We start from the raw sequence: 25131 nt of genomic DNA, 5'->3' as shown, positions 1-25131 counted from the left end.
TCGTGCTTTGCGCATGGCGATCTCCTCCGGGGACATAATCAGTATGCCGGAAGATCTCTAAAAGTGAATGGTCCGGATTACCGGGATGCTTACAAAGTCGCCTAACGGCTCCGCTCGTTGTCTTACCACCAACGGGCAATAAGGCTTCTATTGTCTAAAAAAATCAGAGGTTTCCTGGGAAGAAAACCTTCCTGTGTCCGATTGCTTAGGAGTACGATAGGTAAGCAAACCAATAGAAACTATAGGGTTACTGATGGATACAGTTGAACAGCTAAATGGAACGTACTTCTACAAAGGGATCGATAACATTTCAGCGGGTGAATTGTTCTTTTGGCTCTTTCTGGACAAGACAAACGAGCAGTTTGGAGGGGTTACAGACCTTCTGGCATTGAGTTGCATCATACTGGGGTTACCACTGTTAAAGACAAGGGGCAAACCTTATGGGGCGACTCAAGGAACCTCCATAGCCTCTAAATACTTACGCCAGTATCTTAACGTTGAATTACCGATCAGACTTCCCACATTGACAGAAGCCAGCATAGCAACGCTTAAACCAAAGTACGTAACTAATTTAGGAGCTTTCGTAGGTCGTGGCTTACCTGTAATCGGTTGGGTGATTCTTGCAAGTGATGTTAGTCAGATCGTTTATAAAACTGTTCGAGACTATAACACCATTGCTCATGAGAAAGATCGCATATGGTAACGGATCAGGAAGTATTAGAGTTTTTCCGTAATGAGCTGCCTGTGTTGGGTACTTTCTCAGGAAAACTAATACCGTTGGAACTGGACGATGTATTGCAAGATTATGCTGATGATGATGATTTAATTTACTGTATTGATAAATACGATGAAGTATTTCATGTTGATGTATCAGTAATGAATTACGAAAAATATTATCCGTGGTTTCATACGTGGTTCTTTAGAAAATGGTTCACTGATAAACCAGTAAAACAAATATCAAAACCTCTTACTGTAAGAATGTTTGCAGAATCAGCTAAAGCCGGGAAATGGTTGTACGACTAATTACAAGGAGCTTAATAAATGGCTGTACCTGTTCACCTAATTTTAAAAGATGATGGCGGATCGCAGATTATGGGATCTTGTGATGTTCACGGAAGGGATGGAAGTATAGAGCTACGCAGCTTGCAACATGGCGTGGTTATTCCTACAGATCCTCTTACTGGTAAAATTACTGGCTCCCGTCAACACTGCTCTTTTAATTTCACCAAAGAGATCGATAGTTCATCACCTTACCTGTTTAAAGCCGTTGCAACAGGCCAGACGCTTAAAAGTGCTGAATTTCAGTTCTACAGAATAAACTACAATGGACAGGAGGAAATTTACTACACGATCGCTTTGGAAAATGTGAAAGTGGTTAGCCATAGCCCGCTGATGCACGACACCCGCAACGTAACAGGTACAGGACACATGGAAGATGTTTCTCTGAGTTATGAGAAAATCACTCATCTCTATAAAGACGGTAATATTCTTCACTCTGACGCGTGGAACGAGAAGAAACAAGCCTAACCACGCGTGTACTTAATCGACAATGGCGAATAAACGAGCGGATGTCCGCGACGGCTCAAAATTTGGCGACGCTCAAAATGTCTGGCGAAGACGATAACCTACGATTGTACCCGCAGCCCGTCTACGCTTTCCGGCGGCAGGTTTATCACTGTTTTCAAGCTGGTTTCAATGCTATGAATGATCTCTTCGCGTGGGCCGTTGCGCCAGTCAGCGCTGGCGTAAAAAGAATCGAGAACCGTAGCCATGCTTTCAGGATTATCAAAGGCGCGCATCAGGTAGTAGCAATCCGGGTCATGTAGCGAGTTGCCAAATGACACGACATCGATCCCGTGTCGTTGGTGTAGGGGAATGCTGATGTCCTGCATGATGGCGTGAAAAGTGGCTCCGGTGCCTTTGCGTAGAATGTACTGCAGTATCTCGACGGTTTTCAAAGCGTTATCTCCGTGTCGCCTCTGAACTTCTCCTGGTTGATAGCAATAAAGTAAACCGGACTGGGCCACGAAGCTACTACTAATCAGACAGTTCAGTCATCCGTAAGCAGAAGCAGCAAGACCCCTCAGACGCACTGGGAAGCTCTCTGGCGAGCTTTCACTTTATCACGCAGTTAAAACTTTGGAGGCTGTTTACCTCTATGAGGAGAAGCCTACCACCGCTGAAGTTTTTGAACGCAATGCCTGAAAGGGGGGATGGCACTTTCGGCGCGACAATTTTTCCAGTAGTTTTTGTCGTGTAGATTGGGGATTCTGGTGGTGCTAAGTTGAAACCTCAAGACAACAAGAACTTGGTTCTTGAGTTGTCTTCTTTTCTTAACTTATTGTTTTATAATTCTCTTTAACACCATGGACAGAAAAGTAGATCGCGTATGGTGACAGATAGTGAAGTATTAGCGTTTTTCCGAGGAGAGTTATCTCTTGCAGTAACCTTTACTTTTAAGCCAATCCCAATTGAGTTTGATACGCCGTTACAAGGCTACGCCGAATGGGATGAATTGCCTTATGCAATCGAGGATTTCGGGGAAAAATTTAACGTCGATGTATCGGCGATCAATTTTGATGCCTACTACCCGTGGGAAAGAGAATCTGTATACCGCAAATGGTTTAACAAAGAGCCGATCGGGCAAGTATCAAAGCCGCTAACTGTACGAATGTTCGCAGAGTCAGCTAAAGCCGGACGCTGGTTATACGATTGATTACAAAAATTTTTAAGAATGGCTGTACCTGTGCACTTATTTTTGAAAGATGATGGCGGCGCGGTAATCCGTGGTGGTTCCGATGTTCAGTATCGTGAGGGGAGTGTCGAACTTCGCGGTTTAAGACGCCTGGAACGAACGCCCAACGGCATAAAGAAAGAGTGCGTTGCGCTCCCCTCGTATAACCCTGTAAATAATTCTGTGTAACTGCCACCGTATTAAAGACGATCGCTCAGGCGGTCACCGAACTCGATAATAAAACGGCTCATTGCCAACCGTCTGTTCTGGATCGACATACTCCATTTTTTGACGCATCCCGGCGCCATCATTGATGACGCCGCTCAGTAAGGGCCTGTGTCTGCGGCAGCTAAGGCCGCACCTTGAGACGGGTTTCTTTTGCGGTTTTGTTATTTTGCGCAAGATCGGTCAGGCAAATCAAATCGCCTTTGCGCATATTAAGAGGCACGGAGGAAGCCATGTGCGATAACAAAACCGATAGTTACGCCAGACGTTTTAAACGGGTCTTTGATTATATTGACCGCCATCTCGACGACGCGCTGTTGCTGGAAAAACTCAGTGAAGTGGCTCACTTCTCGCCATTTCATTTCCATCGTCAGTTTTGCAGCTATTGTGGGATGCCCCCTGGTCGTTACATCCAGATGATGCGCTTAAAACGCGCCTCTTATCGGCTGGCTTTTAATCCGTTAGAGAAAATCACCGATATCGCGTTCGACGCCGGTTTTCAGCACGCTGAATCATTTAGTCGCGCTTTCAGACAAATGTTCGGTCTCTCACCGACGCAATTTCGCCAGCAGCCTCCTTGGGTCGATTGGCATAAGCGCATATCTGAACCCTATAAAGCCAGGAGACAAACGATGCAAGGCCAGGTCAAGATCGTCAATTTTCCCGCGACATCAGTCGCTATGCTGACTCACTATGGGCAGCCGGAGCTCATAAACGAAACTGCGGCCCGCTTTATTGAGTGGCGAAAAACCACGGGCTATTCTCCCGTTGCCAGCAGCCAGACGTACGGTGTTGCTCCGGACGATCCGGCTACAACGCCGTCGGATGAATTTGCGTTCCATATTTGCGGAACGGTAACCTCACCGATTGACGAAGACAATCGCTTCGGGGTGGTTAATAGCGACATCCCCGCGGGCCGATGCGCGGTGCTGCGCCATCAGGGATCGCACGAGGCGTTAACCGGGCTGGCGCAGGCCCTGTACCGCGACTGGCTGCCCGGCAGCGGAGAAGAGCTGCGCGATTTCCCGCTCTTCTTTCACTACCACAACTTTGTCCATGAGGTGGCGGAACATGAATTGCTCACGGATATCTATTTACCGCTGAAATAAGCCGATCCTGCTTACCGTCGCCGCAGGCGTGAGACTTTCCCGAGCAGCTCTCCCATCTTTCTTTTGACCGGGAGAGCTTCTTATCAGTTGCCTTCCTCTTATCCCCGATTAAAGCGCGTTTTCGCCGCTTCCGTTACCGGAGTATAAAGTGAGATCAACGTGCCTTCAGGATCGCGAAACTGTGCTGTCCTGTTTCCCCAGGGTAAATCTTTCGGGGGATGAACCACTTCGATGTGCTCTTTTAAGCGATTAAATTCGGCATCGACATCTTCTACCCTGAACTCCAAAATTACCGAACGATTAAGTGCGGGCTGGGCGCTGCCCTCTTTAAACAGCGCTACCGTCTCAACGCTACCTATGGCGATAACGGCGACCGGCGTGACGATTTCGGCAAAAACCGGGGCTAACCAGTCGGCCTTGCTGCGGGTAACTAACTCATAAAACTGCACAACGTCTTTGATGTTTTGCGCAATCAGGCGGACAGAGACAAATTTCATAGCGATGCTCCATTATGGCGGCGAATAGCGCGGCCTCTGAAAAATATCTTCACTCAGGTATGCTGACAGCGTGGTGGCAACAGGATGAAAAAATGCGGCGTGCAGACAGGTTGTTCCAGATTCTCCAGATACTCAGGCGTTCGACGCTTCCGGTCACCGCGGCGAAACTGGCCGAAGAGCTTGAGGTCTCAAAGCGAACCATTTATCGGGATATGGCGGATCTCGCCGGGCAAAGGGTGCCGGTAGAGGGGGAGGCGGGGGCGGGCTATGTTTTAAGTTCAGACTACAACATGCCTCTTTTGATGTTTACGGCCGAGGAGCTGGAAGCCATCTTTCTTGGCGCGGAACTGGTGCGGCGCTTACCGGATGCGACGCTGGCGAATAACGCCAGCGACGTGCTGGCAAAAATCGCCTCGGTAGTTCCCGCGCGGCTGCTCGGTTGTTTATCTTATTCGGCAGTAGGGATAAAGCCGGAGGAGTCAGGCAGCTTCAAACCCGATACGCGGAATATACGCATCGCCATTCGGGAAGGAAAAAAGCTGTTGCTGGATTACTGCTCCAGCTCCGGTGACATCACTCAAAGAACCGTTTGGCCGGTGGTGTTGGGCTATGACCAGAACTGCTGTCTCCTCATTAGCTGGTGCGAGCTACGCGGCGGCTTTCGTCACTTCCGGGCTGAGCGCATACGCCAGGCGACGATATTGAATGAAGATATTGGCTCCAGCAGGAGTGAACTCAGGAACCGTTGGGAACGCTGGCGGGATAATGAGATGAGACAGCTCAATGCAGAGTATGTTCGAGGGAAGGGAGGTTAACTCGCCGCCTGAAAAAATCAGGCCGACCTCCGTTCGCTAATATCTCTCATCATCCCCGCCAGGCCTGGGCGACGGCTCCGCCATGATTTTTGTGCGAGCCCTTTTCCCGGTTCAGCTAAGTCCCGACGCACGCTATCTGCAGCCCCTCCGCTAGCTGTCCGCTTCTCCTCTGCCTGCCGCAATACGGCCAACGTTCCCTGGCCCGTTCACCTTTCTCCGCTCATTGCCGGTTACATCACAAAAACAACTGATCAATAAACGATCAATATCACGTTAATATTTCATCAACACATCTACCATTGGTATTACCACTACAGACCACTGGTGAGATCACATGGAAATCAGGCGTGAAAAGACCGAAGCCGGCAGCGGCTATGACCGAGTTGTAAAATTTTTGCGGGATCAGCTCCTCAACGGCGAACTGAAAGCCGGGGACAGCCTTCTGCCGGAGCGCGAGCTTTCGGCAAAGTTAGGCGTCAGTCGGCCGGTACTGCGCGAAGCGCTGCGGGCGCTCGCCATGGTCGGGGCGGTGGAGATCCGCCACGGCGTTGGTACCGTGATAACCAAACCTGATGTCTCCATTCTCGGTGAATTCTTTACTTTCGTACTTGCCCACCAGCCCAACGTGGTAGATGACGTCATGCAGGCACGAATCGCGATTGAGCGTCAGGCCGTTCGTTTAGCCTGTCGCCGCGCAACGCAAAGTGACTACGATCGCCTGGCCGCCTGTCTCGGCGAAATCATTGAGACCATTCGCACCCCGGAGCTCGGCGCCTTAGCAGATTTCAGGTTTCACGAAAGCATCGTCACCGCATCCGGTTCGCCCACGCTTATCAATATTTACCAGTCCATCAGCATGTTGATGCGTCGTTCACACCTTGACCGCCGCGAGCAGATCATTCAGGTCGAGGGGATTGAAGAGTTCCTCATTAACCATCACCGCGCCATTTTTTCCGCCATCGTCGAACGTGATGAAAATAAAGCCGATGAGTTACTTGGCCGCCACTTCGAGATTGGCTCAGATTTTCGCCGCCGCGCCACCATCCTCAAGGCCGGCAGCGGTTCATCGACCTTCACTACGCCGTAAAAGGAAAACAGCAGATGCAGATTGTGATTGGCAGTGACCACGCAGGATTTCACCTCAAGCAGGAGCTTAAGCAGTGGCTGCATCAGGCCGGATATCAGATTGACGATGTCGGCAGCCACGACCCCGAACCGGTTGATTTTCCGGATATCGCCCTGGCGCTATGCAGCAAGGTGCGCGGCAGCGCGGATCGGCGCGGCATTCTGGTCTGCGGCACCGGCGTCGGGGCGGTTATCGCCGCGAACAAAGTCAAAGGGATCCGCGCGGCGGTCTGCCACGACGTGCACTCTGCGCACCAGTCGGTGGAGCATGACGACGTCAACGTCATGTGCGTGGGGGCGCAAATTGTCGGGCCGTGGCTTGCTCGCGATCTGATTCTTGCCTTCCTCGAAGCGAAGTTTGTGCATGACGACGACTTTGTTCGTCGCGTCGCGAAGCTCGCTCAGCTGGAACAACTTAACTAACCATCAACCTGGAGCATAACGATGAGTAACAGCACTTCCGGCATTGTCGGGTTTATTGGACTTGGCGTCATGGGCCGCGAGATGGCGCGCAATCTGGCACAGGCGGGTTTTACCGTTCGCGCGTTTGATGTTGTCGCAGCGGCAGGCGATGCGCTACGCCCGTACGGCGTGGACGTCGTCAGCGATCTTTCCAGCGCTATCATTGATGCCGATATCGTCATCTCCATGCTGCCAGACACCCCGCAGGTTGAAGAGATCGTGCGCGGCGCCGGCGGACTGCTGAGCAACCCGCCGCGTGGGAAATTGTTTGTTGATATGAGCACTATCGCACCCGCCGCGACGCGCCAGCTAAGCGAATCGCTGGCAACCATTGGCGTCACGATGCTGGATGCGCCGGTTTCCGGCGGCCCGGTTGGCGCAAAAAACGGCAATCTGACGATCATGGTGGGCGGCAGCGCCGAAGGCTTTGCCCAGGCAACGCCTTATTTGCGCGCCATGGGCACCACGCTCAATCACGTTGGCGCATCCGGCGCGGGGCAGACGGTAAAGCTATGTAACCAGCTGATTTGTGGCATCAACATCCAGGCAATTTGCGAAGCGTTAGCGCTGGCGCGCGCCTGGGATATCAATCTTCCGCAGATGCGCGAGGTGCTGATGGGCGGGTCGGCGGCATCCTGGATGCTCGACAAACTGGGTGGCGCAATGATTGAAGGTGACGTCTCCGCAGGATTTCGTATCGACCTGATGATGAAAGATCTGCGTCTTGTGCTGGAGGCCGCGCAGAAGCATCCGGTCCCGCTCCCCGCTACCGCGCTGGTCGCCTCGCAGTATCAAAACGCGCAGGCCTATGGCGAAGGTGCCAACGGCAATCAGGCGCTCTTTAAAGTTTACGACCGCATGACCGGCCAGCAAAACAGCGTAACAAAATAACCGGGGTTGACCTTATGATGCTCGATTTCACAGCAATTCTCGCGCAGTGGCAGCTTCTGTGGAGCGGCGCGCTACTCACCGCCAAACTGGCTTTGGTGACGACGTTAACCGGTTTTCTGATCGGCACGCTGTGCGCAGCGGCGCGTCGTTCGGAGTCGGTTTGGTTGGCGCGCCTGACGGGCGTTTATGTCGAGTCGATTCGCAATACGCCTTTTCTGGTGCAGATCTTCCTGGTCTATTTTGGTCTCTCCAGCCTGGGCTTCTCATTCAGCGCTTTCACGGTTTCAGTCATTGCGCTCACCATCAACGTCGGGGCGTATACGGCGGAGATTATGCGCGCCGGCTTCGAGTCGATTCACAAAGGTCAGTGGGAAGCCGCCGAAACGCTGGGGCTGAACCGCTGGCAGCAATACTGGCACGTGGCGCTGCGCCCGGCGATTGAGCGCGTTTACCCCTCGCTCACCAGCCAGTTTATTTTGCTGATGCTGGCATCGTCGGTGACATCGCAAATTTCCGCGGAAGAGCTCACGGCAACGGCCAATTTTATCCAGTCAGAAACCTATCGCCCCTTTGAAACGTTCTTCATCGTGGCCTGTATTTACATCGCGCTGTCGCTGCTGATGCGGGTGATATTCTGGCTATTTGGTCAGGTAATTTTCCCGCGCCGCCGCCGTCTTGGCACGTCGATTTAAGGAGAGCCGTTGATGAATATTTCGCTTAACTTTGCTCATCTGCAGTTTCTGCTTGATGGCGCGCTGTGGACGGTGATTTTGTCGCTCATGGCCTTCGGCGGCGGTGGTCTGGTGGGGTTTCTCATTGCGCTGGGACGTATTGCGCCAGTGAAGCCGCTGCGGCTTCTGGTCAGCGCATGGGTGCAGCTGATTCAGGGCACGCCGCTGCTGATCATCATGTTTATGGTCTACTTCGGCCTGCCGCAACTCGGCTATTCGATTGCGCCTCTGCCGGCAGCGGGCATCTCTCTCACCATTTACGCCAGCGCCTATCTCGGTGAGATCTGGCGCGGCTGCATACAATCGGTTCCGCGCGCGCAGTGGGAGGCGGCCGAATGCCTGGCGCTGTCGCGCACTCAGCGCATGTTCAAAGTGATTATGCCGCAGGCAATCAAGCTGGCAACGCCGCCTACCGTGGGATTCTCGGTGCAGATAATCAAAAACACCTCGCTGGCGTCGGTGGTGGGTTTTGTCGAGCTGGCGCGCGCTGGCCAGCTCATCAATAACTCGATTTTCCAGCCCTTCGTTATCTATCTGATCGTTGCCGGCATTTACTTCTGCCTGTGTTTTCCGGTTTCAGTGCTAAGCCGCCGGCTGGAACGCGGAGCACCGCAGAAGCAGGCAAAGCGCCTGCAGGCCATGGCGGCACGCGTTAACCGAGGATAAGGATAAAGTTATGTCAATCATTACCTTAAGCAACGTACAGAAGAGTTTTGGTCAAAATTCAGTGCTGAAAGACGTTTCGTTTTCGGTGAATCAGGGCCAGGTCGTGGCGCTGATTGGCGCCAGCGGCTCGGGCAAAAGCACGGCGCTCCGCTGTATCGATCGGCTAGAAACCATCAACGGCGGCAGCATCGAAGTGTGCGGCTATAAAGTGGAGGATCCCAAAGTCGACCTGCGTAAGCTACGCCAGGACGTTGGCATTGTCTTTCAGAGCTACAACCTGTTTCCCCATCTCACCATTGAGCAGAACATTACGCTTGGTCCGGTGGCGGTGAAAAAAATGCCGAAGGCGGAAGCCAGAAGGCTGGCGCTCTCCGTTCTGGAGCAGGTCGGGCTCGCGGATAAAGTGGACAGCTACCCTGAGCAGCTCTCCGGCGGGCAGCAGCAGCGCGCCGCTATCGCCCGCTCTCTGGCGATGAAACCAAAAGTGATGCTTTTTGATGAAGTCACGTCGGCGCTGGATCCTAAATTAACCGGCGAAGTGCTGCGCGTGATTGAGCGGCTGGCGGGCAGCGGCATGACGATGATCATGGTGACCCATGAAATGAATTTCGCCCGCAAAGTCGCCGATAAGGTGATCTTTATGCATCAGGGAAAAGTGCATGAAAGCGGGAGTGCCGCCATTTTGAAAGCGCCGGAAACCGAGGCCTTAAAGGAGTTTATTGCCAACGATCTGTAATTCACCCGATACCCTGTACCCATCCTCATCAGGAGAATAATAATGAAATACGCAAAATCGATTGCTCTACTCGCCGGCGTGGTAACCGCGCTCATCGCCCAGCCGGCCTCGGCAAATGCGCTGCAGGACATCCAACAGCGCGGCGAGCTGCGCGTTGCCACCGATATGTCACTACCGCCTTCAGGCATGCTGGACGCCTCGATGAAGCCGGTCGGCTCTGATGTCGAAACCGCTGAACTGCTGGCGAAGGATTGGGGCTTAAAGCTGAAGTTTATTGAAACCACCGGACCGACGCGTATTCCGAATCTGCAAACCGGTAAGGCAGATATCGTCATTTCAACCCTATCCGTCACGCCGCAGCGTGCGCAGGTGATTGATTTTACCCGCGCCTATGCCGGGCTGCGCTCCGTTATTGCCGCGCCTGCCGCCACTAAAGTCAGCGACTGGGCCGATTTAAAAGGGCACGCCATTACCGTTACGCGCGGCACCACTCAGGACTCAATGCTGAGTCAGGATGCGATGAAAAAGGGCTATAGCATCCAGCGCTATGATGATGACGCCACCTTAGTCACCGCCGCCGTTAGCGGCCAGGCATACGCGGTCGCCACTTCCGCCACGCTGGTTAACCAGATTAAAAAACAGAATCCTAAATTAAGCTTTGAGCCCAAATTAACCCTAACGGTATTTGATTTAGCTATCGGAGTTAAAAAAGGTGAGCCTGAGTTGAAAGAAAAATTAAATGAATGGATTGTCACCAATCTTAAAAATGGAAAACTGAATGCCATTTACGAAAAATATCACGGTGAAGCTATCCCGGCGGAAATAATAAACCGTAAATAGCTTATCGCGTCCCTGCCGGCCCTTCGTTAAACAAGCCGGCTCTCCCCATCCTCAGCGGTTATTTTTCCCCACAGCGCGTCGCCGACGGGAGGATTTTGCTGAAAATAGTCCATCAGGAAATCGATGCATACCTTCAGCTTTGCCGAACCGGAAGTGCGGTTGGAGTAAACCGCCCAGATGTTGGCGCTCTGATGCCACGGCGGGAGGATTTGCACCAGCTCGCCGCTCGCCAGATAGCGCTGAACCTCCCACAGGGAGCGAAGAATTATCCCGTGGCCGTTAAGCGCCCAGCTTAGCACCACGCTGCCGCTGTTGGAGGAGAGCTGGCTGCCGATATGCAGCTGCGTGCTGTCGCGTCCGTTGGTGAGCGGCCAGACGCCGAACTGCGCGCTACGCTCCTGGATAACCAGACACTTGTGCTGCTTGAGATCGCTTATCTGAGCTGGCGTGCCGTGCCCGGCAAGGTACTGCGGCGCGGCGCACAGCACCCGTCGATTGAGCGAGAGCCTGCGGGTAATGTAGAGATCTTTAATATCGTCGCCGACGTGGATCTCGAGATCTACCCCCTCTTCAATCAGGTCAACCACCCGGTCGGTCAGCGTGAGCTTAACGTTGAGCGCCGGGTAGCGCTCCGCCAGCGCGGAGAGCGCGTCTGCCATGTACGTTGAACCGAACCCAAACGAGCAGCTAATGTGGATATTTCCCTCGATGGCGTCGCGCCAGGCGGCAAGCCCCGCAACGAACTCGCCCATGCTGTCCAGGACGGAGATCGCGCCGCTCAGCGCCTTGTGCCCGTCGGCGGTAAGCCGGATAGCGCGGGCGCTGCGATGAAACAGGCGCATGCCGAGGCTTTTTTCAAGCAGGCCGATACGCTTGCTAACGTAGGAGGGCGATAGCCCAAGCTCGGCCGCCGCGTTGGCAAAACTCTCCTTGCGCACCACGGTCAGAAAAACGTTCAGATCTTCGATAAGCGGCCACTGCGCCCGCTGCTTGTCATGAGTGCTCATGTGCGTGCCATCCGGAGAATAAAAAAGGAGGCCCGCTATCGAGCCTCGTGGGTGGCGCGGAGCCTTCAGGAAAGGAAGGGCATGATGACCCTGAGCATCTCTTCCGGGCACTCTTCCTGAGGGCTGTGTCCGCAAGGCATCGGCACGCCGCTCACGTTCAACGCCTTTTCCTGCCACGTTGATGTTACATCATAAAGCTGGCCTACGGTGCCTTTTGCACCCCACAGGGCCAAAAGCGGGCTGCCGATGCGCAGATGCTTATCGGCCTCATCGTCCGCCAGGTCTATCGTGGCCGCCGCCCGGTAATCTTCGCAAACCGCGCGCAGCGTTTCCGGGTTCTGATAGCAGCGCAGATACTCGGCAAACACCTCCGGCTCCGTGGCGCCTGGCGTTTTCAACTGGCCGTTGATGTGCTTTTGCAGGAAGAAGGCCGGATCGGAGGCCACCAGCTTCTCCGGCAGCGGCGCGGGCTGGATCAGGAAGAACCACCAGAAATAGCGCGTGGCAAACGCCTTATCCGTACGCTCATACATGGTGGCCGTTGGCGCAATATCAATAAAGACGCTGCGCTTAACCTGCTGCGGATAGTCCAGCGCCAGGCGATGCCCGACGCGAGCGCCGCGATCGTGGCCAACGAAGGCGAATCCGTCGTTAAAGCCCAGCCGCGCCATCAGTAAAACGATGTCCTTTGCCATCTCGCGCTTGGAGTAGGTGCGGTGCTCGGGGTCGCTCGGCGGCTTGCTGCTGTCACCGTATCCCCGAATATCGGGCATGATGACGGTAAAGTGCCGGGCAAGCGTGGGGGCAATCTTGCGCCAGGTGACGTGGTTTTGCGGGTGTCCGTGCAGCATCAGCAGCGGCTCGCCCTGGCCGCCAACCGCGGCGCGCAGGCGGATGCCGTTGCCCAGCTCAACGTCCAGCAGGCGAAAGCCGGGAATAAAGGCGGACTCGCCTTTATCCTTAATGCCTTCAGCGGTATCTATCATCATCAAGCTCCTTATGTTTTCTCCGCTCATGCCGGTCTCTCAACCGCCTGACGCGCCTCGCTTACCGTATTGCTCAGACGGCCAAGCCCCTCAATCTCCACCTCAATGCGGTCCCCCTGGCGTAAGAATAGCGGGGGAACGCGCTTTTTACCCACGCCGCCAGGCGATCCGGTAATGATCACATCTCCGGGCATCAGGCGCGTAAAAGCGCTGATGTAGCAAATAAGTTGGGCGATCTTATGTACCATATTGCGGGTGTTATCGTTCTGCACCATCTGCCCGTTCAGCCAGGTGTGGATGGCCAGCGCCTGCGGATCGACAATCTCATCCTCGGTGGTTAAGTAGGGGCCAAAAGAGCCGGTCTGCGGCCAGTTTTTACCGGCGGTATACCAGGTATGCTGCCAGTCGCGCACGGAGCCATCCATGTAGCAGCTGTAGCCTCCCACGTACTCCAGCGCCCGTTCGGCGCTCGCGTGAAAGCAGCTTTTACCGATAATCACCGCCAGCTCGCCCTCATAGTCAAACTCGGCGCTGGCTCCCGGTTTGAGCAGCGTGCCGTTGTGCCCGGTCTGCGAATCGGCAAAGCGAATAAACAGCGTGGGTTCGTTGTTCTTTTCGTCAAACTCAAGGCGCTTGTCGGCGTAGTTCATACCCACGCAGATGATTTTGTTCGGATCTTCGATAACCGGAAGGTAGCTAATCTCCTCCAGCGCGTAGTCCGGCTGCTGCAGTCCGTAGGCGGCGGCCTCGGCCAGAGCTTCGCCGGCCAGCAGGGATTTGATGGTCGGGTAGCGCGCGCCTATCCGTTTCCCCAGATCGATAACGCCGTTTTCAGTCCAGATACCGTAGCTTTTATCGCGGCCATTCTTGCCGCCATGATGCATAAAACTGACCAGTTTCATAATGTTCTGCTCACTCCTCAGAGTCGTTCTTTCGTTCTACGCCACAAGCCACGGGTGGGTGGTGAAGTAGCGCTCCTCAAAATCACGTATCTCCTGCTGATACTGCAGCGTGTAGCTAATCGCATCGTGGCCTTGCAGCAGCATCTGTTTTTTCAGTTCATCCACGGCAAAGGAGAAGCCCGTTTCCCCGGCCTGAATGCGCTGCTGCTGCAAATCAACGGTGATGTGATTACCTGCCGGATCGCCTGCCGCCCGGGCCAGCAGGTCGATATCCGCTGCTGAAAGCGTCAGGGTCAGCACGCCGTTGCGCTGGCAGTTGTCGTTAAAAATACCGGCGAAGCTGGTGCCGATAAGCGCCCGAATACCGAGCTGGCGCAGTCCCCAAACCGCGTGTTCGCGGCTGGAACCGCAGCCAAAGTTGGGGCCAACGATCAGAAACGTCGCGCCGCGCCACTCGGGGCGGTTGAGAATAAAATCGGGGTTGGGCTCGCCGCTGGCTAACCATCGCTGGTCGTAAAAGGCGCCCTTATCCAGCCCGCTGCGATCGATGCCCTTAAGGAACTGCTTGGGCATGATGACGTCGGTATCAATGTTGGCCGCCATCATCGGTGCGGCAATGCCGGTAACGCTGTTGAAAGGTTCCATTGTCTATTGTTCCTGCTGCAAAAACTGGCGCACGTCGACCAGGTGACCGGCTACCGCGGCGGCGGCTACCATTGCCGGACTCATCAGATGGGTTCTTGCCCCGGCGCCCTGGCGACCGGCAAAGTTGCGGTTGGTGCTCGACGCGCAGCGATCGCCCGGCATCAGCACGTCCTCGTTCATCGCAAGGCACATTGAGCATCCGGACTGGCGCCACTCAAAGCCGGCGGCAATAAAGATTTTTGCCAGCCCTTCACGCTCGGCGCGGGCGCGTACCTGAGTTGAGCCCGGAACGATGATCCCTCTGACTCCCGGCGCGATTTTTCTATCGCGCAGCACCTGCGCGACGGCGCGTAAATCTTCTATACGCCCGTTGGTGCAGGAGCCGATAAAGGCGTGGGAGATAGGAATTCCGCTTATCGGCATGCCGGGCTCAAGACCCATGTAGGCCAGCGCCTGTTGCATGTCACGCCGCCTGGACGGGTCCTGCTCATCGGCCGGATTGGGAACGCGATCGGTAATGCAGCCGCCCTGGTCGGGGCTGGTCCCCCAGGTGACGCGCGGCGTCAGGTTCGCGCAATCAAGCGCCACTTCTTTATCAAAGACCGCGCCTTCGTCGCTGTGCAGCGTGCGCCAGTGGGCCAGCGCCTGCTGCCACATTTCGCCCTGCGGCACGCGCGGCGCGGACCTGATGTAGGCAAATACCTTCTCGTCCGGCGCCATAAACGCGCCGCGCGCCCCCGCTTCAACCGCCATATTGCAGACGGTCATGCGCCCTTCGACGCTCAGCGCATCAATCGCTTCGCCGCAAAACTCGATTGCGTAGCCCGTCGCGCCATCGGCGCCGATTTGGGCGATAAGCAGCATGACGATATCTTTTGCCGTCGCGGCAAACGGCAGCTCGCCGTCTACCCGGACGCGCAGCGTTTTCAGCTTTTTATAGGCCAGCGTCTGCGTCGCCAGCATATGCTCAATTTCAGAGGTGCCAATGCCGAAGCCGAATGCGCCAAAAGCGCCGTAGGTCGTGGTGTGGCTGTCACCGGCGGCAATCACCATGCCCGGCAGCACCATTCCCTGTTCGTGGGCGACAACGTGTTCGATACCCTGGCGCTCATCCATCACGCCAAAAAGCTCGAGGCCAAAATCCCGGCTGTTCGATTCAAAATAGCGAACCTGGAGCTCACCGCCCGGATCGGTCATCTCGGTGGTGCGTTCGGGGCGCGTCGGGTTAACGTGATCGACGTTAAGTAAAATACTTTTGGGCTGCCAGACCTGGCGCTTCGCTTCGCGTAACCCGCTGAACGCCTGCGGGCTGGTATACTCGTTCAAAATAGAGCGATCGATATAAAGTAGCACATTACCCTGTTGGTCTAATTGTCGAATAATATGTGCGTCGATTATTTTATCGTACAGCGTTTTAGGTTTCATGGTTGGATCACCTTGCTTATATACAGCAATAATAAAAGGCGTTGCTCACGTCAGCAGAATATTAGCAACCGCAGAGAAAAAGCTTAAGTAAAAGTATGAAGTACAACCATGAGGCTAAAGGATACGAAACGTGTTTTATGTAATTCAATGATATTAATAACCTTTTTATCTCTGTGTGGTTGGCTTATAGGCTATTTGCAAAAGTGTGATCGCGATAGCTTGAAAAGTGATAAAAAATAATAATGCAAGCGTTAATTTTCAGCTCGCTGCGCACAAGGTCATTGGAAATAAATAAGATGCACGATTCATAACTTAATCTATTACGGCTGGTAAGTATCGCGCGGCGATAATTAATGTATAAATTCCATGGTTATTTGAATGGACTACCTGATGGTGCGCTAACGCTTTTTAGCAGAACGCGCACAGCGCAGAAATTATCTAAAGAAATAATGTGAGGAATAAAAATGAAGCCAGCACCGAATAACATCGGACTTAGACATTATTTACCCATACTGCTCACGCTGCCGCTGGCCGGGCTGGCGGAGCTTGCCTCTCTGTACTCTATCCAGGCGCTGCTGCCCAAGCTGGCGGAGGTTTACCATATTCCGCTTAATCAGGTTGGCCTGATCCTTTCTGCTGAGGTCGGCTGTCTGGCCCTGGCGATGCTGTTTACCGGCAGCCTTTCCGATCGCTTTGGACGCAAGCAAACTATCGTCGTTTCACTGCTGTTAGGCGGCATTTTGACGCTGATGTGCACGACCGTCAGCGCCTGGCCGGAGCTGGTGCTCTATCGCGCTCTGCTTGGCCTTGCCGTCAGCGGCATCACGGCGGCGGTCACCGTTTATATTTGCGAAGAGGTCTCTCCCGCTCTGGCGGGCGTCGTTACCGGCTATTTTATTTTTGGTAACTCGCTGGGCAGCATGTCCGGCAGGGTTTTCGCCACGCTGATGATGGAACAGGTTTCGCTGAACGTTATTTTCATGCTGTTTGGCGGCCTGCTGATCTTTATGGCGCTTTACGTCCTCTATTTCCTTCCGGCGTCGAAAAACTTTACCCCGAGCACTGCGCTAAACCTGACGCAGATGTTAAAAGGCGGCATTGAGCATTTTAAAAACCGAAATATCTCCCTGGCCTACGTTATCGGCTTTATTCTCTTCGGCTCCTTTACCTCTATTTTTAACTTCGTCGCCTTCTATCTGCACCGTGAACCGTTCAATCTGTCATTTACCCATATCGGGCTGATCCCCGTTAGCTTCGCGCTAACCTTCTTCTCCGCGCCGACGACCGCCAGGCTGGCCGTGCGGTTCGGCGCCATGAATATGCTCAGCATGCTGCTGCTGGTGATGATTGCCGGCGCGGCCATAAGCATTTTTGCCACCATCGCGGCGGTCTTTATTTTCGGGGTGGTTGTCCTCTCGGTGGCCTTCTTTACCTCGCACTCAACCATTCTCTCCTGGGTGAGCGGGCACGCCTCCCACGCTAAAGGACAGGCAACGGCATTTTATCTCTTCTGCTATTACGCGGGCGGCGCTGTGCTGGGCTACCTCAACGGCTTCGTCTTTGCCAAAGCGGGATGGAACGGGCTGGCGCTCGCCGTGATTTCCCTGCTGGCGATTGGGCTGCTGCTGAGCCGGATTCTGCATCGGCTGCCGAATAAGCAAAGAGCAGTGGAGACGCGGGAGATGTTTAATATCGGGATCGACGCCGATCGTTAAGTACATCATCTGACCCGCCTCCGCGTTAAGTTCGGCGGCGGGCCGGATGTTTTAGCCGTAGAGAGCACGGCTCATCGTGACTTACGGGGCCGGGTGATTAAGCGCATCATTAAATTTTATTTCAGCTGCATCTACGACGCGTTTGAGCAGGCCAGGATCGATAAAGGCCCGCTTATCGCCCTCTTTGACCCGCTCCTCGCGCGACATAACCTGCGTCACCTCGGGGTGATTCGGCAGCACGATATCCGCGCTGAGGCCGCGCAGGCGCGCAAAGCTGCGCCGGTAGTCCGCCGCAATGCCGGGATAGGTACGGTTATTGATTAACGTATTGCCCGCCACGCTGATGCTGCAGGGGAAGACGACGTTGACCGGCTCTCCGGCAAGGGTTGAGCGCATAAGCCAGGTGGTGCAGCCTTTCGAATGACCCGCCGTCAGTACGGCCGTCAGCCTGATATTTCCGAGCGTTACCGTATCGCCATCATGGAGCACGCGATCCACCATGACGGGCGGGAAGGCGGCGTTGCCGTAGATGTTATCGCCTTCGTGCCGCCCCTTTTCCAGCGCGGACACGTCGCCTTCCATGGCGTAGAGACGCGCGCCGGTCGCTTTTTTCAGCGTGGCCAGGCCCGCGGCATGGTCAAAGTGCGCATGGCTGTTTATCAGCAGCTTGACGTTCTGCAGCGAGAACCCCAGCGCGCGGATATTTTTTCCGATCAGCGAAGCGTTCTGCTCCAGTCCTGGATCGAGAACGATTGCCTGTTGGCCTGAAACAATCAGCCATGACGTCAGGCCGTGGGTGCCGATATAAAAAATATTATCGGTCACGGGAAACGGTGCGACCGGCTGCGTCCAGTCCGCTGGCTGAGGCGGAGGAACCGCAGACCATCCGCTATAACTACAAAGCAGGGCGCTCAGCAACAAAGATTTTCTACGCATGTTATGACTCTTTCTCGGTAAGCTTCGGCAAATAAAGCCACGTAATAAAACAACATAAAATTACACCGCGCTGCCTTAGCGGCCGATTTCCAGCGTCGGCGCTTTCGCGTATCATCCTGTTTTCAGCAGGAGAAGATGATGCCGAGCCAATTTTCAAACCCATCACCCGCGCATAACTATCAGGCGATAGCGGATAGCATCGCGGCGCTGTTGTTTCCTCATGCTGAGGTCGTCCTGCACTGCCTGAAGACGCAAAGCGTGGTGTACATTGCGAACAACTTTTCCGGCAGAAGCGCCGGAGACGACGCTGGCCTTGAGATGCTCTCCGGCAACGAGGGCGATGAAACGACGATCGGCCCGTATGAAAAAACCAACTGGAACGGCCAGAAAATCCGCTCCATCAGCACCGTCCTGCGGGATGGCAAGGGGCGGGCTGAAATGATGATGTGCATCAATCTGAATCTGTCGGTGCTGGAACAGGCCCGGGATGTGCTTAATCTGTTCTTTCAGGCCGGGCGCGTTATTCCGCAGCCGGACGCGCTATTTCGCGACGACTGGCAGGAGCGAATTAACGTTTTCATCCAGTCCTGGCTGCGTGAACAGCAGCTCAGCCTCGCCACGCTTAGCAGAGGGCAGAAGCGTTTGCTGGTCTCCGCGCTGTACGACGAAGGCGCCTTCGAAGGCAAAAGCGCCGCGAACTACGTTTCCCGGGTTCTGCAGCTGGGCAGGGCTACCGTCTATAAGTATCTGAAAGAATTTAAGGAAGAGCGCGCATAAGGCTCCGCGCGATCTGCAAATCCTGAATACCCAGACCGGTTAAATCAGCCAGCGTAATATCATCCTGACCCCGCACCCATGCGGGACCGGCCAGCAGCGTTCCCAGCTCCGTCAGCCGCTCCTGTCCGATCAGACCCGCGGCAATTGCGCCGCTGATCTCACCGTACTGGCTACACTGTTTGCGGGAGTCCACCGCGATGAGCGCCGCTTTGCCGGGTAGGGTCAGCGCCAGCTCCTGCTTACCCGCTCCGTCGGCGCCTACGGCGGTAATATGGGTTCCAGGCGACACCCAGTCGTCGTTAATCAGCGGCGCCCGTGACGGCGTTGCGGTTACGATCAGGTTCGCTTCCCTTGCTACCTGTTCCGCCCGGGTGGTGGCGACAAAATGGATGTCGGCGTCGCGCATCGCTTCCCGCATCGCCGCCAGGCTTTGCGCGCTTCGCCCCCAGACCAGCACATCGCGGCAGTCCGTTATTTCCAGCAGCTGTCTGAGCTGGAGCTGGGCCTGCAGTCCGGTGCCGTAAATACCGATTGCGTGAACGCGCGCAGGCATAAGCAGGCGCGCGGCAATCCGTCCGGCAATGGCGGTACGCACGGCGGTCAGCCATCCCTCATCGTTCAGTAAAGCCACCGGCTGGCCGGTGGTTGCCGACAGCAGCAGGATAAGGCCGTGATTGCTGGCAAGCCCCCGGCGAGGGTTCTGATAAAAGCCGCTAGAGACCTTCACCGCAAAATAGTCGCTTTGCGCGGTCCATGCCGATTTGATACAGCAGTCGCCCTCATTCTCTTCAAAGATGAACTGCTGGACCGGGGGAGAATGGACTTCCCCGCGGCTATAGGCCATAAAGCCCTCTTCGATGGCTAAAATTGCATCGGCGACGGGCAGGCAGGCCTGAATTTCAGCGAGCGTCACGACTCTCATGATACCGCCCCGATAAATTTCTCCAGGGTAATGTTTCTCCCGCAGAGGATCACGCCAACGCGCTTTCCTTTCCAGGCGTCCGCCTGCTGCAGAAAAGCCGCCGCTGCGACGCCTGCGGCGCCTTCGATCATCCAGCGCTCGCAGCGCGCAACCTCGCGCATGGCGTGGCGGATCTCCTCTTCGCTGACCAGCACGCACTCGTCAATAACCTGAGCGCACAGCGGGAAGGTGATGCTGCCGGGCTCAAGGCCGCCGGCGGTGCCGTCGGAAAGGGTGTCGCTTTCTTCTATATCGACAATGCGCTGCGCCCGTAATGCGGCATACATCGCCGGAGCGGCCGCGGGCCAGCAGCCGATAATCCGGGTCTCAGGGCTGAGATTTTTCAGCACGGCGCCGATACCGGAAATCAGCCCGCCGCCGCCGACCGCGACAAATACGGCATCAAGCGGCGGCTGCTGCTCCAGCATTTCCAGGGCGATAGTGCCCTGACCCGCGATAACGTCCGGATCGTTATAGGGAGAAACAAAGGTTTTTCCCTGCCGACGGGCCGCCTCCGCTGCCGCTATTTCGACGCTGAGCGGATCGCTATCGAGGGTAATGACCTGCGCCCCCCATGCCCGAATGGCATCCAGCTTCAGCGGAGAAGCGCTTTGAGCCGCATACACGGTAACCGGAACCCGGCTCAGATGGCCGGCCAGAGCCATCCCCTGGCCGTGATTTCCCGATGAGGCGGTAATCACCCCTTCGCGACGTGCGGCATCGTCAAGCAGGCGCAGCTTATTGCTGGCGCCGCGAAACTTGAACGAGCCGGTATGCTGCAGATGTTCGCCTTTAAACCAGACTTCGCAGGCGAGCCGGCGGCTCAGCGTCGGGCTAAAAAGCATTGGCGTTACGGCTACCTGCGGGCGTATGGCCTGATGCGCATCGTAACAGCCGGCAAGAATGTCAGAGAGTGAGTTTATACGCTGCATAAAACGACCAGATGTGGACTAAAAATCCATAATAGACTTATTTTATTTTTTAAGGCAAGCGCTAATTCCTCAGACCAGAGTGAGGGTCGGGCGCATCCTACGCAGCGGCCGCGCGTGCTGAAAAGCTTATACCGCGCGGCGTACGTTAGCTCAGAGCTGCTTGTCCTGATAGGCGCCGGCCGAGTAGGTTAACTCGTAGCTGTGGCTGTAAATCTCGATGATGTTGCCGAACGGGTCTTCCATATAAACCATGCGGTAGGGTTTTTCTCCCGGATAGTATTCGCGTACCGGCATTCGCTGCTTTCCGCCAGCGGCGACGATGCGCGCCGCCAGACCTTCAAGATCCGGGTCCTGAACGCTAAAGTGGAACACGCCGGTTTTCCAGTATTCGAAATTGTTTTCGCGACGTTCGCTATTTGGGAATTCGAAAATTTCGATGCCAATTTTGTCGCCCGTCGAGAGATGCGCGATGCGGAATGAGCCCCATCCAGGACCAAAGACGTCGTTACACATTATGCCGATAGCGGAGTCATCTTCGCTGATTGTGGTTGCCGGCATGATCAGATACCAGCCCATCACATTGGTATAAAAATCGATGGCCTTATCGAGGTCGGTTACCGTGATACCAATATGCGAAAAGTTGCGTGGATAAGTCATATATCACCTTTTTGGGTTGTGCATGGATAAGAGGTGACATGATAGAAATAGCCGTCATAATAAAAAATAAGGTCATAGTGATGAGGATGATAAAAAATATTTATGATGAATCCGCTATGGCTCAACACGCTGCTGAAAGTCTACGAAACGGGAAGCTTTACCCGAGCCGCCGAGCAGCTTGACCTGACCCAGGCCGCAGTTAGTCAGCATATTCAGCGGCTTGAGGAGGAATTTGGCCGCCTGTTGCTGAGGAAAACGCGGCCTCTTGAGCTGACACCGCAGGGCGCGATTATGCTGGATTTTGCGCGACAGCAGCAGGTCGCCTATGCCCGGCTCAGGGCGAGGCTATCCGATGATGACCCGTGCCGCGGCCCCGTAAACCTCATCACTCAGGGGAGTATCGGCCTGCTGCTTTATCCGCTGCTTCTTGAGCAGCAGCAGCTTCATCCTGAGCTGACCGTCCACCATCGCTTCGCGCCGACGCCGGATATTATCCAGTCCGTTCTCGAAGGGCGCAGCGATGTTGGGCTTCTCGATCAGCCTGCGGCACATCCCCGGCTGGTCGTGGAGCCCTTTGCGCGCGATCGCCTCTGTTTAGTGGTTCCCCGCACGGACGAAAAAATAGGTTGGGAAGCGCTGTGCAAATTAGGTTTTATCGATCACCCGGATGGCCGAAATATGGCGCTACGTCTATTGGGAAGGCGTTACCCCGGCAGGCGCTTCGATGAAATAAAGATCAGCGGATTGACCAATCAGATTGGTTTAATTCTGGAACCCGTCGCCCGCGGGCTGGGATTTACCGTGCTCCCCCGGTTTGCGGTGACGGCCTACGCGCAGCAAGACAAAATTAGCGTGATTGCGGGCCCGGTCGAGGTCATTGATACCATCTGGATAGCCTACCGCACGGAATGGCCTCTGCCTGCTCGCTATAAGCGCCTGATCGAATTGCTGAAAACGGAAATCACTGGCCACGGCGACGAATAAGCCGATCTACCCCTGGCTTATGCCGTTCAGCAGCTGCTCCACGGCGCGATAGCGCATGGCGAAGCCGCGGGTTGCCTCGTTTAGCTATCGTTTTCAAGTTATTAGGTCTGATATATTGCTTTTAAGTTATGGCGTTATCACAAATCTGGGGAAAGGCGTATTGCGACGGAGTACACCCTACTACGATAGTTAAGCCTGTTCAAAAAACAGGCTTAACGTACAATATGTCCCGATCTCCAGGTGCATACCAATAAGGTTGCGTTTTTTAATTTGATGAGTCCGGTGTTGAAAGCGACGCCGAAGGGGAAGGGCGACCGCCGCCGCTGCCATTCCATGTCGGTCCCATTGGAATCTTCGGAACTGGAACGTGAACCGGCATATGCGGTGCGGCCTGAATAGCGATTTCGGTCCCAATACCCACGGCTAATGATACTGGTGTGGGTAATTTTGTTATTGTACTTAGACTACCGACAATGAGCGAGATCGGATTATAAGCGTCGTTACCGTCAGCACCGTGAATAAATGATAATTCAACTTCAGTTAAGGCTCTCATTTAAACTTCTTCTTGCGATAGATGATATACAAAATAAACGAAAAAATAAACGCCAGCGGGAGGCCATAAATTGCCGTTGTTTTGAATGCGGGCGTATCCAGTAGTAGCGCCTGGCGCTGCAGACAGTAATCTAAAAAAACGGTAAGAGGAGATGTCAAGAACAGCACGACGAAGTGGTACGTGCGTAAGCCTTTTTCCTGCGCTTTTTTATAGACCGTCCTGATAATCAGGATGAAAATGACGATAAGAATTATCTTCATGACAAAATTCAATTTGATTAGCTCCATTAATCATCATTTGCATTGGTTAGCCTGGCAACTAACATGGGTTTACAGTATTTTAGATACTGCTGGATTACATTTGTGATTCAATAGCCACGGCATGGGCACAGTTCAATAATATTAATGAAGAGATGATGTGCTATCCATACGAAAAATATCCCTATATTCACCTTGAACTGTAAGTCAAAGCCAATAAGTGAGTTTTTCATTTATACAAAGAGAATGATTTTTATTCACCCAGTGGGTTGACAGTGCCATGTCCGTCGAAGATAGTCAAGGTTAATTCAATATTAAAATTATAGTTATCATTCTTTATAATCCATATAACTAAGATTACGTGATTAAATATGTCGTCTTTTTTATATATGGAAAGAATGCATATGAATAATTAATGATTTGAGAAAGGTAAATCCGTAAAAAATGGAAAGCTATGATGATCACGGATGTAGCTCCAAAAGCTTAAATACAAACTTTATTGAATACAAGTGACCCCCACAGAGAGTCTGACGACGCCAATTCCACCTCACCTGTACTATTGCTTGTCCAAATTCAGATAGCGTCTTGTATCGGTGATGTCAGTTCAGGCTCAGCTCCCCTGAACTCAGCCTGGTTCCATCTTTAATCGATAAGTTAATCTGTTAGTCGCCAACGTTCAGCGATTCTGATTCGCCGCCCCATCCAAACTGAATTATGCCACGTAGCTACGAATAAGCCGATCTACTCCAGGCTTATGCCGTTCAGCAGCTGCTCCACGGCGGTTATCTCCACCGCCTGCATGGCGTAGCAGATGCCGACCCGGCGCAGCAGCGGATAGCCGGGCAGCTGGCGCGAGCTCAGCTCGCAGCGCGATTCAACCAGCGACCGGGGGGCGATCGCCAGCCCGAAGCCCGCCTCCACCAGATCGAGCGCCAGGGTAAAGCTTCCGGCGTTGGCGCTGGGGGCGCCGGCCGAGGCGCCGTAAAACGGCAGGAATCGCTGATGGGAGTCGTGAGCCGGGTACATCACCCACGGCTGGCTGCAGAGCTGTTCCGACGTCAGCTCCGCCAGCTGGCCCAGCGGATGAGCTGCGGGGTAGGCCAGCACGTAGCGCTCTTCGAACAGCGGCATAAAAAGCTCATCTTCGCAGCGCAGGCTTTCGCAGCCGAGGCGAATATCGCCCGTGCAGCCCGGATCGAGCGTGACCAGCGTGTCCGGCATCTCAAGGCGGATCTTCTGCAGCAGCGACTCGAGGCAGGGAGACGCGATATCCTGCTCAACGCCAATATGCAGCGGCAGCTTGTGCTGGCGCTTGCGAAAGCGGGTGCTTAGCGCGGCCATATCCTGGATCATCCGGCAGGCGTGAGGGTAGAGCGCTCTTGCGTCCTCGGTCACCTCCACCCCTCGCGGCTTGCGCACGAAAAGCCGCGTTCCCAGCTCCTCTTCCAGGGCCTTGATGGTGGCGGATAGCGCCGGCTGTGTCAGACTTAGCTGTTCGGCCGCGCGGGTAATATTTCGCTCTTCAAACACGCAGATGAAGGCGCCGAGCTGTCGTTTATCCAT

General features: G+C 54.5%; 30 protein-coding genes. 16 read left to right on the top strand and 14 right to left on the bottom strand.

The features are described from left to right. The first annotated feature begins 253 nt into the window (after window positions 1-253). From M2416_RS18240 to M2416_RS18230, 3 genes are read left to right on the top strand one after another with little or no spacing between them, the layout of a single operon-like run. The gene (locus M2416_RS18240) at window positions 254-703 is read left to right on the top strand and encodes an STM2901 family protein (protein WP_076945851.1); all 450 of its coding nucleotides are present in this window, start codon (window positions 254-256) and stop codon (window positions 701-703) included. Continuing rightward, window positions 697-1023, top strand: a complete 327-nt coding sequence (locus M2416_RS18235) for a DUF1493 family protein (RefSeq protein ID WP_045857174.1) — start codon at window positions 697-699, stop codon at window positions 1021-1023. The genes M2416_RS18240 and M2416_RS18235 overlap by 7 nt, the downstream gene beginning before the upstream one ends. A gap of 18 nt (window positions 1024-1041) precedes the next feature. Then, on the top strand, window positions 1042-1527 hold the full coding sequence (locus M2416_RS18230) for an Hcp family type VI secretion system effector (RefSeq protein WP_076945853.1): 486 nt from the start codon (window positions 1042-1044) through the stop codon (window positions 1525-1527). 98 nt (window positions 1528-1625) lie between these two features. Here M2416_RS18230 and M2416_RS18225 read toward each other — a convergent pair whose 3' ends face one another. Further along, window positions 1626-1958, bottom strand: coding sequence for an NIPSNAP family protein (locus tag M2416_RS18225; protein WP_076945854.1), 333 nt, complete (start codon window positions 1956-1958; stop codon window positions 1626-1628). Window positions 1959-2389: 431 nt separating this feature from the next. Between M2416_RS18225 and M2416_RS18220 the strand changes: the two genes are divergently transcribed. After that, window positions 2390-2716 (top strand): DUF1493 family protein, encoded by a 327-nt coding sequence (locus M2416_RS18220; RefSeq protein ID WP_259226266.1) that lies wholly within the window; start codon window positions 2390-2392, stop codon window positions 2714-2716. 476 nt (window positions 2717-3192) lie between these two features. Then, window positions 3193-4068 (top strand): AraC family transcriptional regulator, encoded by an 876-nt coding sequence (locus M2416_RS18210; protein WP_259226265.1) that lies wholly within the window; start codon window positions 3193-3195, stop codon window positions 4066-4068. 98 nt (window positions 4069-4166) lie between these two features. On the opposite strand, the gene M2416_RS18205 is transcribed toward M2416_RS18210, so the two are convergent. After that, window positions 4167-4565 (bottom strand): VOC family protein, encoded by a 399-nt coding sequence (locus M2416_RS18205; protein WP_134527709.1) that lies wholly within the window; start codon window positions 4563-4565, stop codon window positions 4167-4169. A gap of 14 nt (window positions 4566-4579) precedes the next feature. On the opposite strand from M2416_RS18205, the gene M2416_RS18200 reads away from it, so the two are divergent. The 8 genes from M2416_RS18200 (at window position 4580) to M2416_RS18165 (ending at window position 10831) form a co-directional block, all read left to right on the top strand. Beyond that, a complete protein-coding gene (locus tag M2416_RS18200; protein WP_259226264.1) occupies window positions 4580-5380 on the top strand; it encodes a helix-turn-helix transcriptional regulator in 801 nt (266 codons plus the stop codon). Window positions 5381-5714: 334 nt separating this feature from the next. Continuing rightward, a complete protein-coding gene (locus M2416_RS18195) occupies window positions 5715-6467 on the top strand; it encodes a FadR/GntR family transcriptional regulator (RefSeq protein ID WP_259226263.1) in 753 nt (250 codons plus the stop codon). Window positions 6468-6481: 14 nt separating this feature from the next. After that, the gene (rpiB, locus tag M2416_RS18190) at window positions 6482-6928 is read left to right on the top strand and encodes a ribose 5-phosphate isomerase B (protein WP_045857187.1); all 447 of its coding nucleotides are present in this window, start codon (window positions 6482-6484) and stop codon (window positions 6926-6928) included. Window positions 6929-6949: 21 nt separating this feature from the next. Further along, window positions 6950-7858: an NAD(P)-dependent oxidoreductase gene (locus M2416_RS18185; RefSeq protein WP_259226261.1), complete on the top strand. Its 909-nt coding sequence runs from the start codon at window positions 6950-6952 to the stop codon at window positions 7856-7858. A 14-nt stretch (window positions 7859-7872) separates the two neighbouring features. Further along, window positions 7873-8550, top strand: coding sequence for an amino acid ABC transporter permease (locus M2416_RS18180; RefSeq protein ID WP_123708752.1), 678 nt, complete (start codon window positions 7873-7875; stop codon window positions 8548-8550). Between the two features lie 12 nt (window positions 8551-8562). Next, the gene (locus M2416_RS18175) at window positions 8563-9255 is read left to right on the top strand and encodes an amino acid ABC transporter permease (protein ID WP_259226260.1); all 693 of its coding nucleotides are present in this window, start codon (window positions 8563-8565) and stop codon (window positions 9253-9255) included. Window positions 9256-9265: 10 nt separating this feature from the next. Then, window positions 9266-9991 carry an amino acid ABC transporter ATP-binding protein gene (locus M2416_RS18170; protein ID WP_045857196.1) on the top strand — a complete coding sequence of 242 codons (726 nt, stop codon included), beginning with the start codon at window positions 9266-9268 and terminating at the stop codon, window positions 9989-9991. Window positions 9992-10033: 42 nt separating this feature from the next. After that, window positions 10034-10831: a transporter substrate-binding domain-containing protein gene (locus M2416_RS18165; protein ID WP_052698736.1), complete on the top strand. Its 798-nt coding sequence runs from the start codon at window positions 10034-10036 to the stop codon at window positions 10829-10831. 26 nt (window positions 10832-10857) lie between these two features. Here the strand turns inward: M2416_RS18165 and M2416_RS18160 are convergent, their stop codons facing one another. The 5 genes from M2416_RS18160 to leuC all read right to left on the bottom strand — a co-directional run bounded on the left by M2416_RS18160 (window position 10858) and on the right by leuC (window position 15796). After that, the gene (locus M2416_RS18160; protein WP_259226259.1) at window positions 10858-11838 is read right to left on the bottom strand and encodes a LysR substrate-binding domain-containing protein; all 981 of its coding nucleotides are present in this window, start codon (window positions 11836-11838) and stop codon (window positions 10858-10860) included. A gap of 65 nt (window positions 11839-11903) precedes the next feature. Continuing rightward, on the bottom strand, window positions 11904-12827 hold the full coding sequence (locus tag M2416_RS18155) for an alpha/beta fold hydrolase (RefSeq protein ID WP_259226258.1): 924 nt from the start codon (window positions 12825-12827) through the stop codon (window positions 11904-11906). A 23-nt stretch (window positions 12828-12850) separates the two neighbouring features. Beyond that, window positions 12851-13726: a fumarylacetoacetate hydrolase family protein gene (locus tag M2416_RS18150; RefSeq protein WP_259226257.1), complete on the bottom strand. Its 876-nt coding sequence runs from the start codon at window positions 13724-13726 to the stop codon at window positions 12851-12853. Between the two features lie 36 nt (window positions 13727-13762). Continuing rightward, a complete protein-coding gene (leuD, locus tag M2416_RS18145) occupies window positions 13763-14371 on the bottom strand; it encodes a 3-isopropylmalate dehydratase small subunit (RefSeq protein ID WP_241722802.1) in 609 nt (202 codons plus the stop codon). 3 nt (window positions 14372-14374) lie between these two features. Then, entirely contained in the window at window positions 14375-15796 is a 1422-nt protein-coding gene (gene leuC, locus M2416_RS18140) for a 3-isopropylmalate dehydratase large subunit (RefSeq protein ID WP_259226256.1), read from the bottom strand. 464 nt (window positions 15797-16260) lie between these two features. Between leuC and M2416_RS18135 the strand changes: the two genes are divergently transcribed. After that, the gene (locus tag M2416_RS18135; protein ID WP_259226255.1) at window positions 16261-17511 is read left to right on the top strand and encodes an MFS transporter; all 1251 of its coding nucleotides are present in this window, start codon (window positions 16261-16263) and stop codon (window positions 17509-17511) included. A gap of 81 nt (window positions 17512-17592) precedes the next feature. Here the strand turns inward: M2416_RS18135 and bla are convergent, their stop codons facing one another. Continuing rightward, entirely contained in the window at window positions 17593-18447 is an 855-nt protein-coding gene (gene bla, locus M2416_RS18130) for a subclass B3 metallo-beta-lactamase (RefSeq protein ID WP_259226253.1), read from the bottom strand. Between the two features lie 138 nt (window positions 18448-18585). Between bla and M2416_RS18125 the strand changes: the two genes are divergently transcribed. Beyond that, window positions 18586-19224: a helix-turn-helix transcriptional regulator gene (locus M2416_RS18125; RefSeq protein ID WP_310504030.1), complete on the top strand. Its 639-nt coding sequence runs from the start codon at window positions 18586-18588 to the stop codon at window positions 19222-19224. Here the strand turns inward: M2416_RS18125 and M2416_RS18120 are convergent. The 3 genes from M2416_RS18120 to M2416_RS18110 form a co-directional block, all read right to left on the bottom strand. Continuing rightward, window positions 19205-20146 (bottom strand): Rossmann-fold NAD(P)-binding domain-containing protein, encoded by a 942-nt coding sequence (locus tag M2416_RS18120; protein WP_259226251.1) that lies wholly within the window; start codon window positions 20144-20146, stop codon window positions 19205-19207. The two genes, M2416_RS18125 and M2416_RS18120, sit on opposite strands and share 20 nt — an antisense overlap. Continuing rightward, complete coding sequence (locus M2416_RS18115; protein WP_259226274.1) at window positions 20143-21108, bottom strand: threonine/serine dehydratase; 966 nt, start codon at window positions 21106-21108, stop codon at window positions 20143-20145. Before M2416_RS18115 ends, M2416_RS18120 begins: the two co-directional genes overlap by 4 nt. Window positions 21109-21267: 159 nt before the next feature. Further along, window positions 21268-21774, bottom strand: coding sequence for a lactoylglutathione lyase family protein (locus tag M2416_RS18110; protein ID WP_259226250.1), 507 nt, complete (start codon window positions 21772-21774; stop codon window positions 21268-21270). Between the two features lie 102 nt (window positions 21775-21876). Between M2416_RS18110 and M2416_RS18105 the strand changes: the two genes are divergently transcribed. After that, window positions 21877-22758, top strand: coding sequence for a LysR family transcriptional regulator (locus M2416_RS18105; RefSeq protein ID WP_259226249.1), 882 nt, complete (start codon window positions 21877-21879; stop codon window positions 22756-22758). A 265-nt stretch (window positions 22759-23023) separates the two neighbouring features. Here M2416_RS18105 and M2416_RS18100 read toward each other — a convergent pair whose 3' ends face one another. From M2416_RS18100 to M2416_RS18090, 3 genes are all read right to left on the bottom strand, one after another. Beyond that, a complete protein-coding gene (locus tag M2416_RS18100; protein WP_259226248.1) occupies window positions 23024-23311 on the bottom strand; it encodes an E492 group microcin in 288 nt (95 codons plus the stop codon). Continuing rightward, window positions 23308-23598, bottom strand: coding sequence for a hypothetical protein (locus M2416_RS18095; RefSeq protein WP_259226247.1), 291 nt, complete (start codon window positions 23596-23598; stop codon window positions 23308-23310). The genes M2416_RS18100 and M2416_RS18095 overlap by 4 nt, the downstream gene beginning before the upstream one ends. 711 nt (window positions 23599-24309) lie before the next feature. Further along, complete coding sequence (locus M2416_RS18090; RefSeq protein ID WP_259226246.1) at window positions 24310-25131, bottom strand: LysR family transcriptional regulator; 822 nt, start codon at window positions 25129-25131, stop codon at window positions 24310-24312.

The organism is Klebsiella sp. BIGb0132 (assembly GCF_024810075.1).
Taxonomy (GTDB): Bacteria; Pseudomonadota; Gammaproteobacteria; order Enterobacterales; family Enterobacteriaceae; genus Klebsiella; species Klebsiella terrigena.
Note: the sequence above shows the minus strand (reverse complement) of the source record. Positions and strands in the feature narration are given on the sequence as shown.

Coding starts and splice junctions, on each gene's coding strand:
- M2416_RS18240 (WP_076945851.1), top strand. CDS start 254: ATGGATACAGTTGAACAGCTAAATGGAACGTACTTCTACAAAGGGATC.
- M2416_RS18235 (WP_045857174.1), top strand. CDS start 697: ATGGTAACGGATCAGGAAGTATTAGAGTTTTTCCGTAATGAGCTGCCT.
- M2416_RS18230 (WP_076945853.1), top strand. CDS start 1,042: ATGGCTGTACCTGTTCACCTAATTTTAAAAGATGATGGCGGATCGCAG.
- M2416_RS18220 (WP_259226266.1), top strand. CDS start 2,390: ATGGTGACAGATAGTGAAGTATTAGCGTTTTTCCGAGGAGAGTTATCT.
- M2416_RS18210 (WP_259226265.1), top strand. CDS start 3,193: ATGTGCGATAACAAAACCGATAGTTACGCCAGACGTTTTAAACGGGTC.
- M2416_RS18205 (WP_134527709.1), bottom strand. CDS start 4,565: ATGAAATTTGTCTCTGTCCGCCTGATTGCGCAAAACATCAAAGACGTT.
- M2416_RS18200 (WP_259226264.1), top strand. CDS start 4,580: ATGGCGGCGAATAGCGCGGCCTCTGAAAAATATCTTCACTCAGGTATG.
- M2416_RS18195 (WP_259226263.1), top strand. CDS start 5,715: ATGGAAATCAGGCGTGAAAAGACCGAAGCCGGCAGCGGCTATGACCGA.
- rpiB (WP_045857187.1), top strand. CDS start 6,482: ATGCAGATTGTGATTGGCAGTGACCACGCAGGATTTCACCTCAAGCAG.
- M2416_RS18185 (WP_259226261.1), top strand. CDS start 6,950: ATGAGTAACAGCACTTCCGGCATTGTCGGGTTTATTGGACTTGGCGTC.
- M2416_RS18180 (WP_123708752.1), top strand. CDS start 7,873: ATGATGCTCGATTTCACAGCAATTCTCGCGCAGTGGCAGCTTCTGTGG.
- M2416_RS18175 (WP_259226260.1), top strand. CDS start 8,563: ATGAATATTTCGCTTAACTTTGCTCATCTGCAGTTTCTGCTTGATGGC.
- M2416_RS18170 (WP_045857196.1), top strand. CDS start 9,266: ATGTCAATCATTACCTTAAGCAACGTACAGAAGAGTTTTGGTCAAAAT.
- M2416_RS18165 (WP_052698736.1), top strand. CDS start 10,034: ATGAAATACGCAAAATCGATTGCTCTACTCGCCGGCGTGGTAACCGCG.
- M2416_RS18160 (WP_259226259.1), bottom strand. CDS start 11,838: ATGAGCACTCATGACAAGCAGCGGGCGCAGTGGCCGCTTATCGAAGAT.
- M2416_RS18155 (WP_259226258.1), bottom strand. CDS start 12,827: ATGATGATAGATACCGCTGAAGGCATTAAGGATAAAGGCGAGTCCGCC.
- M2416_RS18150 (WP_259226257.1), bottom strand. CDS start 13,726: ATGAAACTGGTCAGTTTTATGCATCATGGCGGCAAGAATGGCCGCGAT.
- leuD (WP_241722802.1), bottom strand. CDS start 14,371: ATGGAACCTTTCAACAGCGTTACCGGCATTGCCGCACCGATGATGGCG.
- leuC (WP_259226256.1), bottom strand. CDS start 15,796: ATGAAACCTAAAACGCTGTACGATAAAATAATCGACGCACATATTATT.
- M2416_RS18135 (WP_259226255.1), top strand. CDS start 16,261: ATGAAGCCAGCACCGAATAACATCGGACTTAGACATTATTTACCCATA.
- bla (WP_259226253.1), bottom strand. CDS start 18,447: ATGCGTAGAAAATCTTTGTTGCTGAGCGCCCTGCTTTGTAGTTATAGC.
- M2416_RS18125 (WP_310504030.1), top strand. CDS start 18,586: ATGCCGAGCCAATTTTCAAACCCATCACCCGCGCATAACTATCAGGCG.
- M2416_RS18120 (WP_259226251.1), bottom strand. CDS start 20,146: ATGAGAGTCGTGACGCTCGCTGAAATTCAGGCCTGCCTGCCCGTCGCC.
- M2416_RS18110 (WP_259226250.1), bottom strand. CDS start 21,774: ATGACTTATCCACGCAACTTTTCGCATATTGGTATCACGGTAACCGAC.
- M2416_RS18105 (WP_259226249.1), top strand. CDS start 21,877: ATGATGAATCCGCTATGGCTCAACACGCTGCTGAAAGTCTACGAAACG.
- M2416_RS18100 (WP_259226248.1), bottom strand. CDS start 23,311: ATGAGAGCCTTAACTGAAGTTGAATTATCATTTATTCACGGTGCTGAC.
- M2416_RS18095 (WP_259226247.1), bottom strand. CDS start 23,598: ATGGAGCTAATCAAATTGAATTTTGTCATGAAGATAATTCTTATCGTC.
- M2416_RS18090 (WP_259226246.1), bottom strand. CDS start 25,131: ATGGATAAACGACAGCTCGGCGCCTTCATCTGCGTGTTTGAAGAGCGA.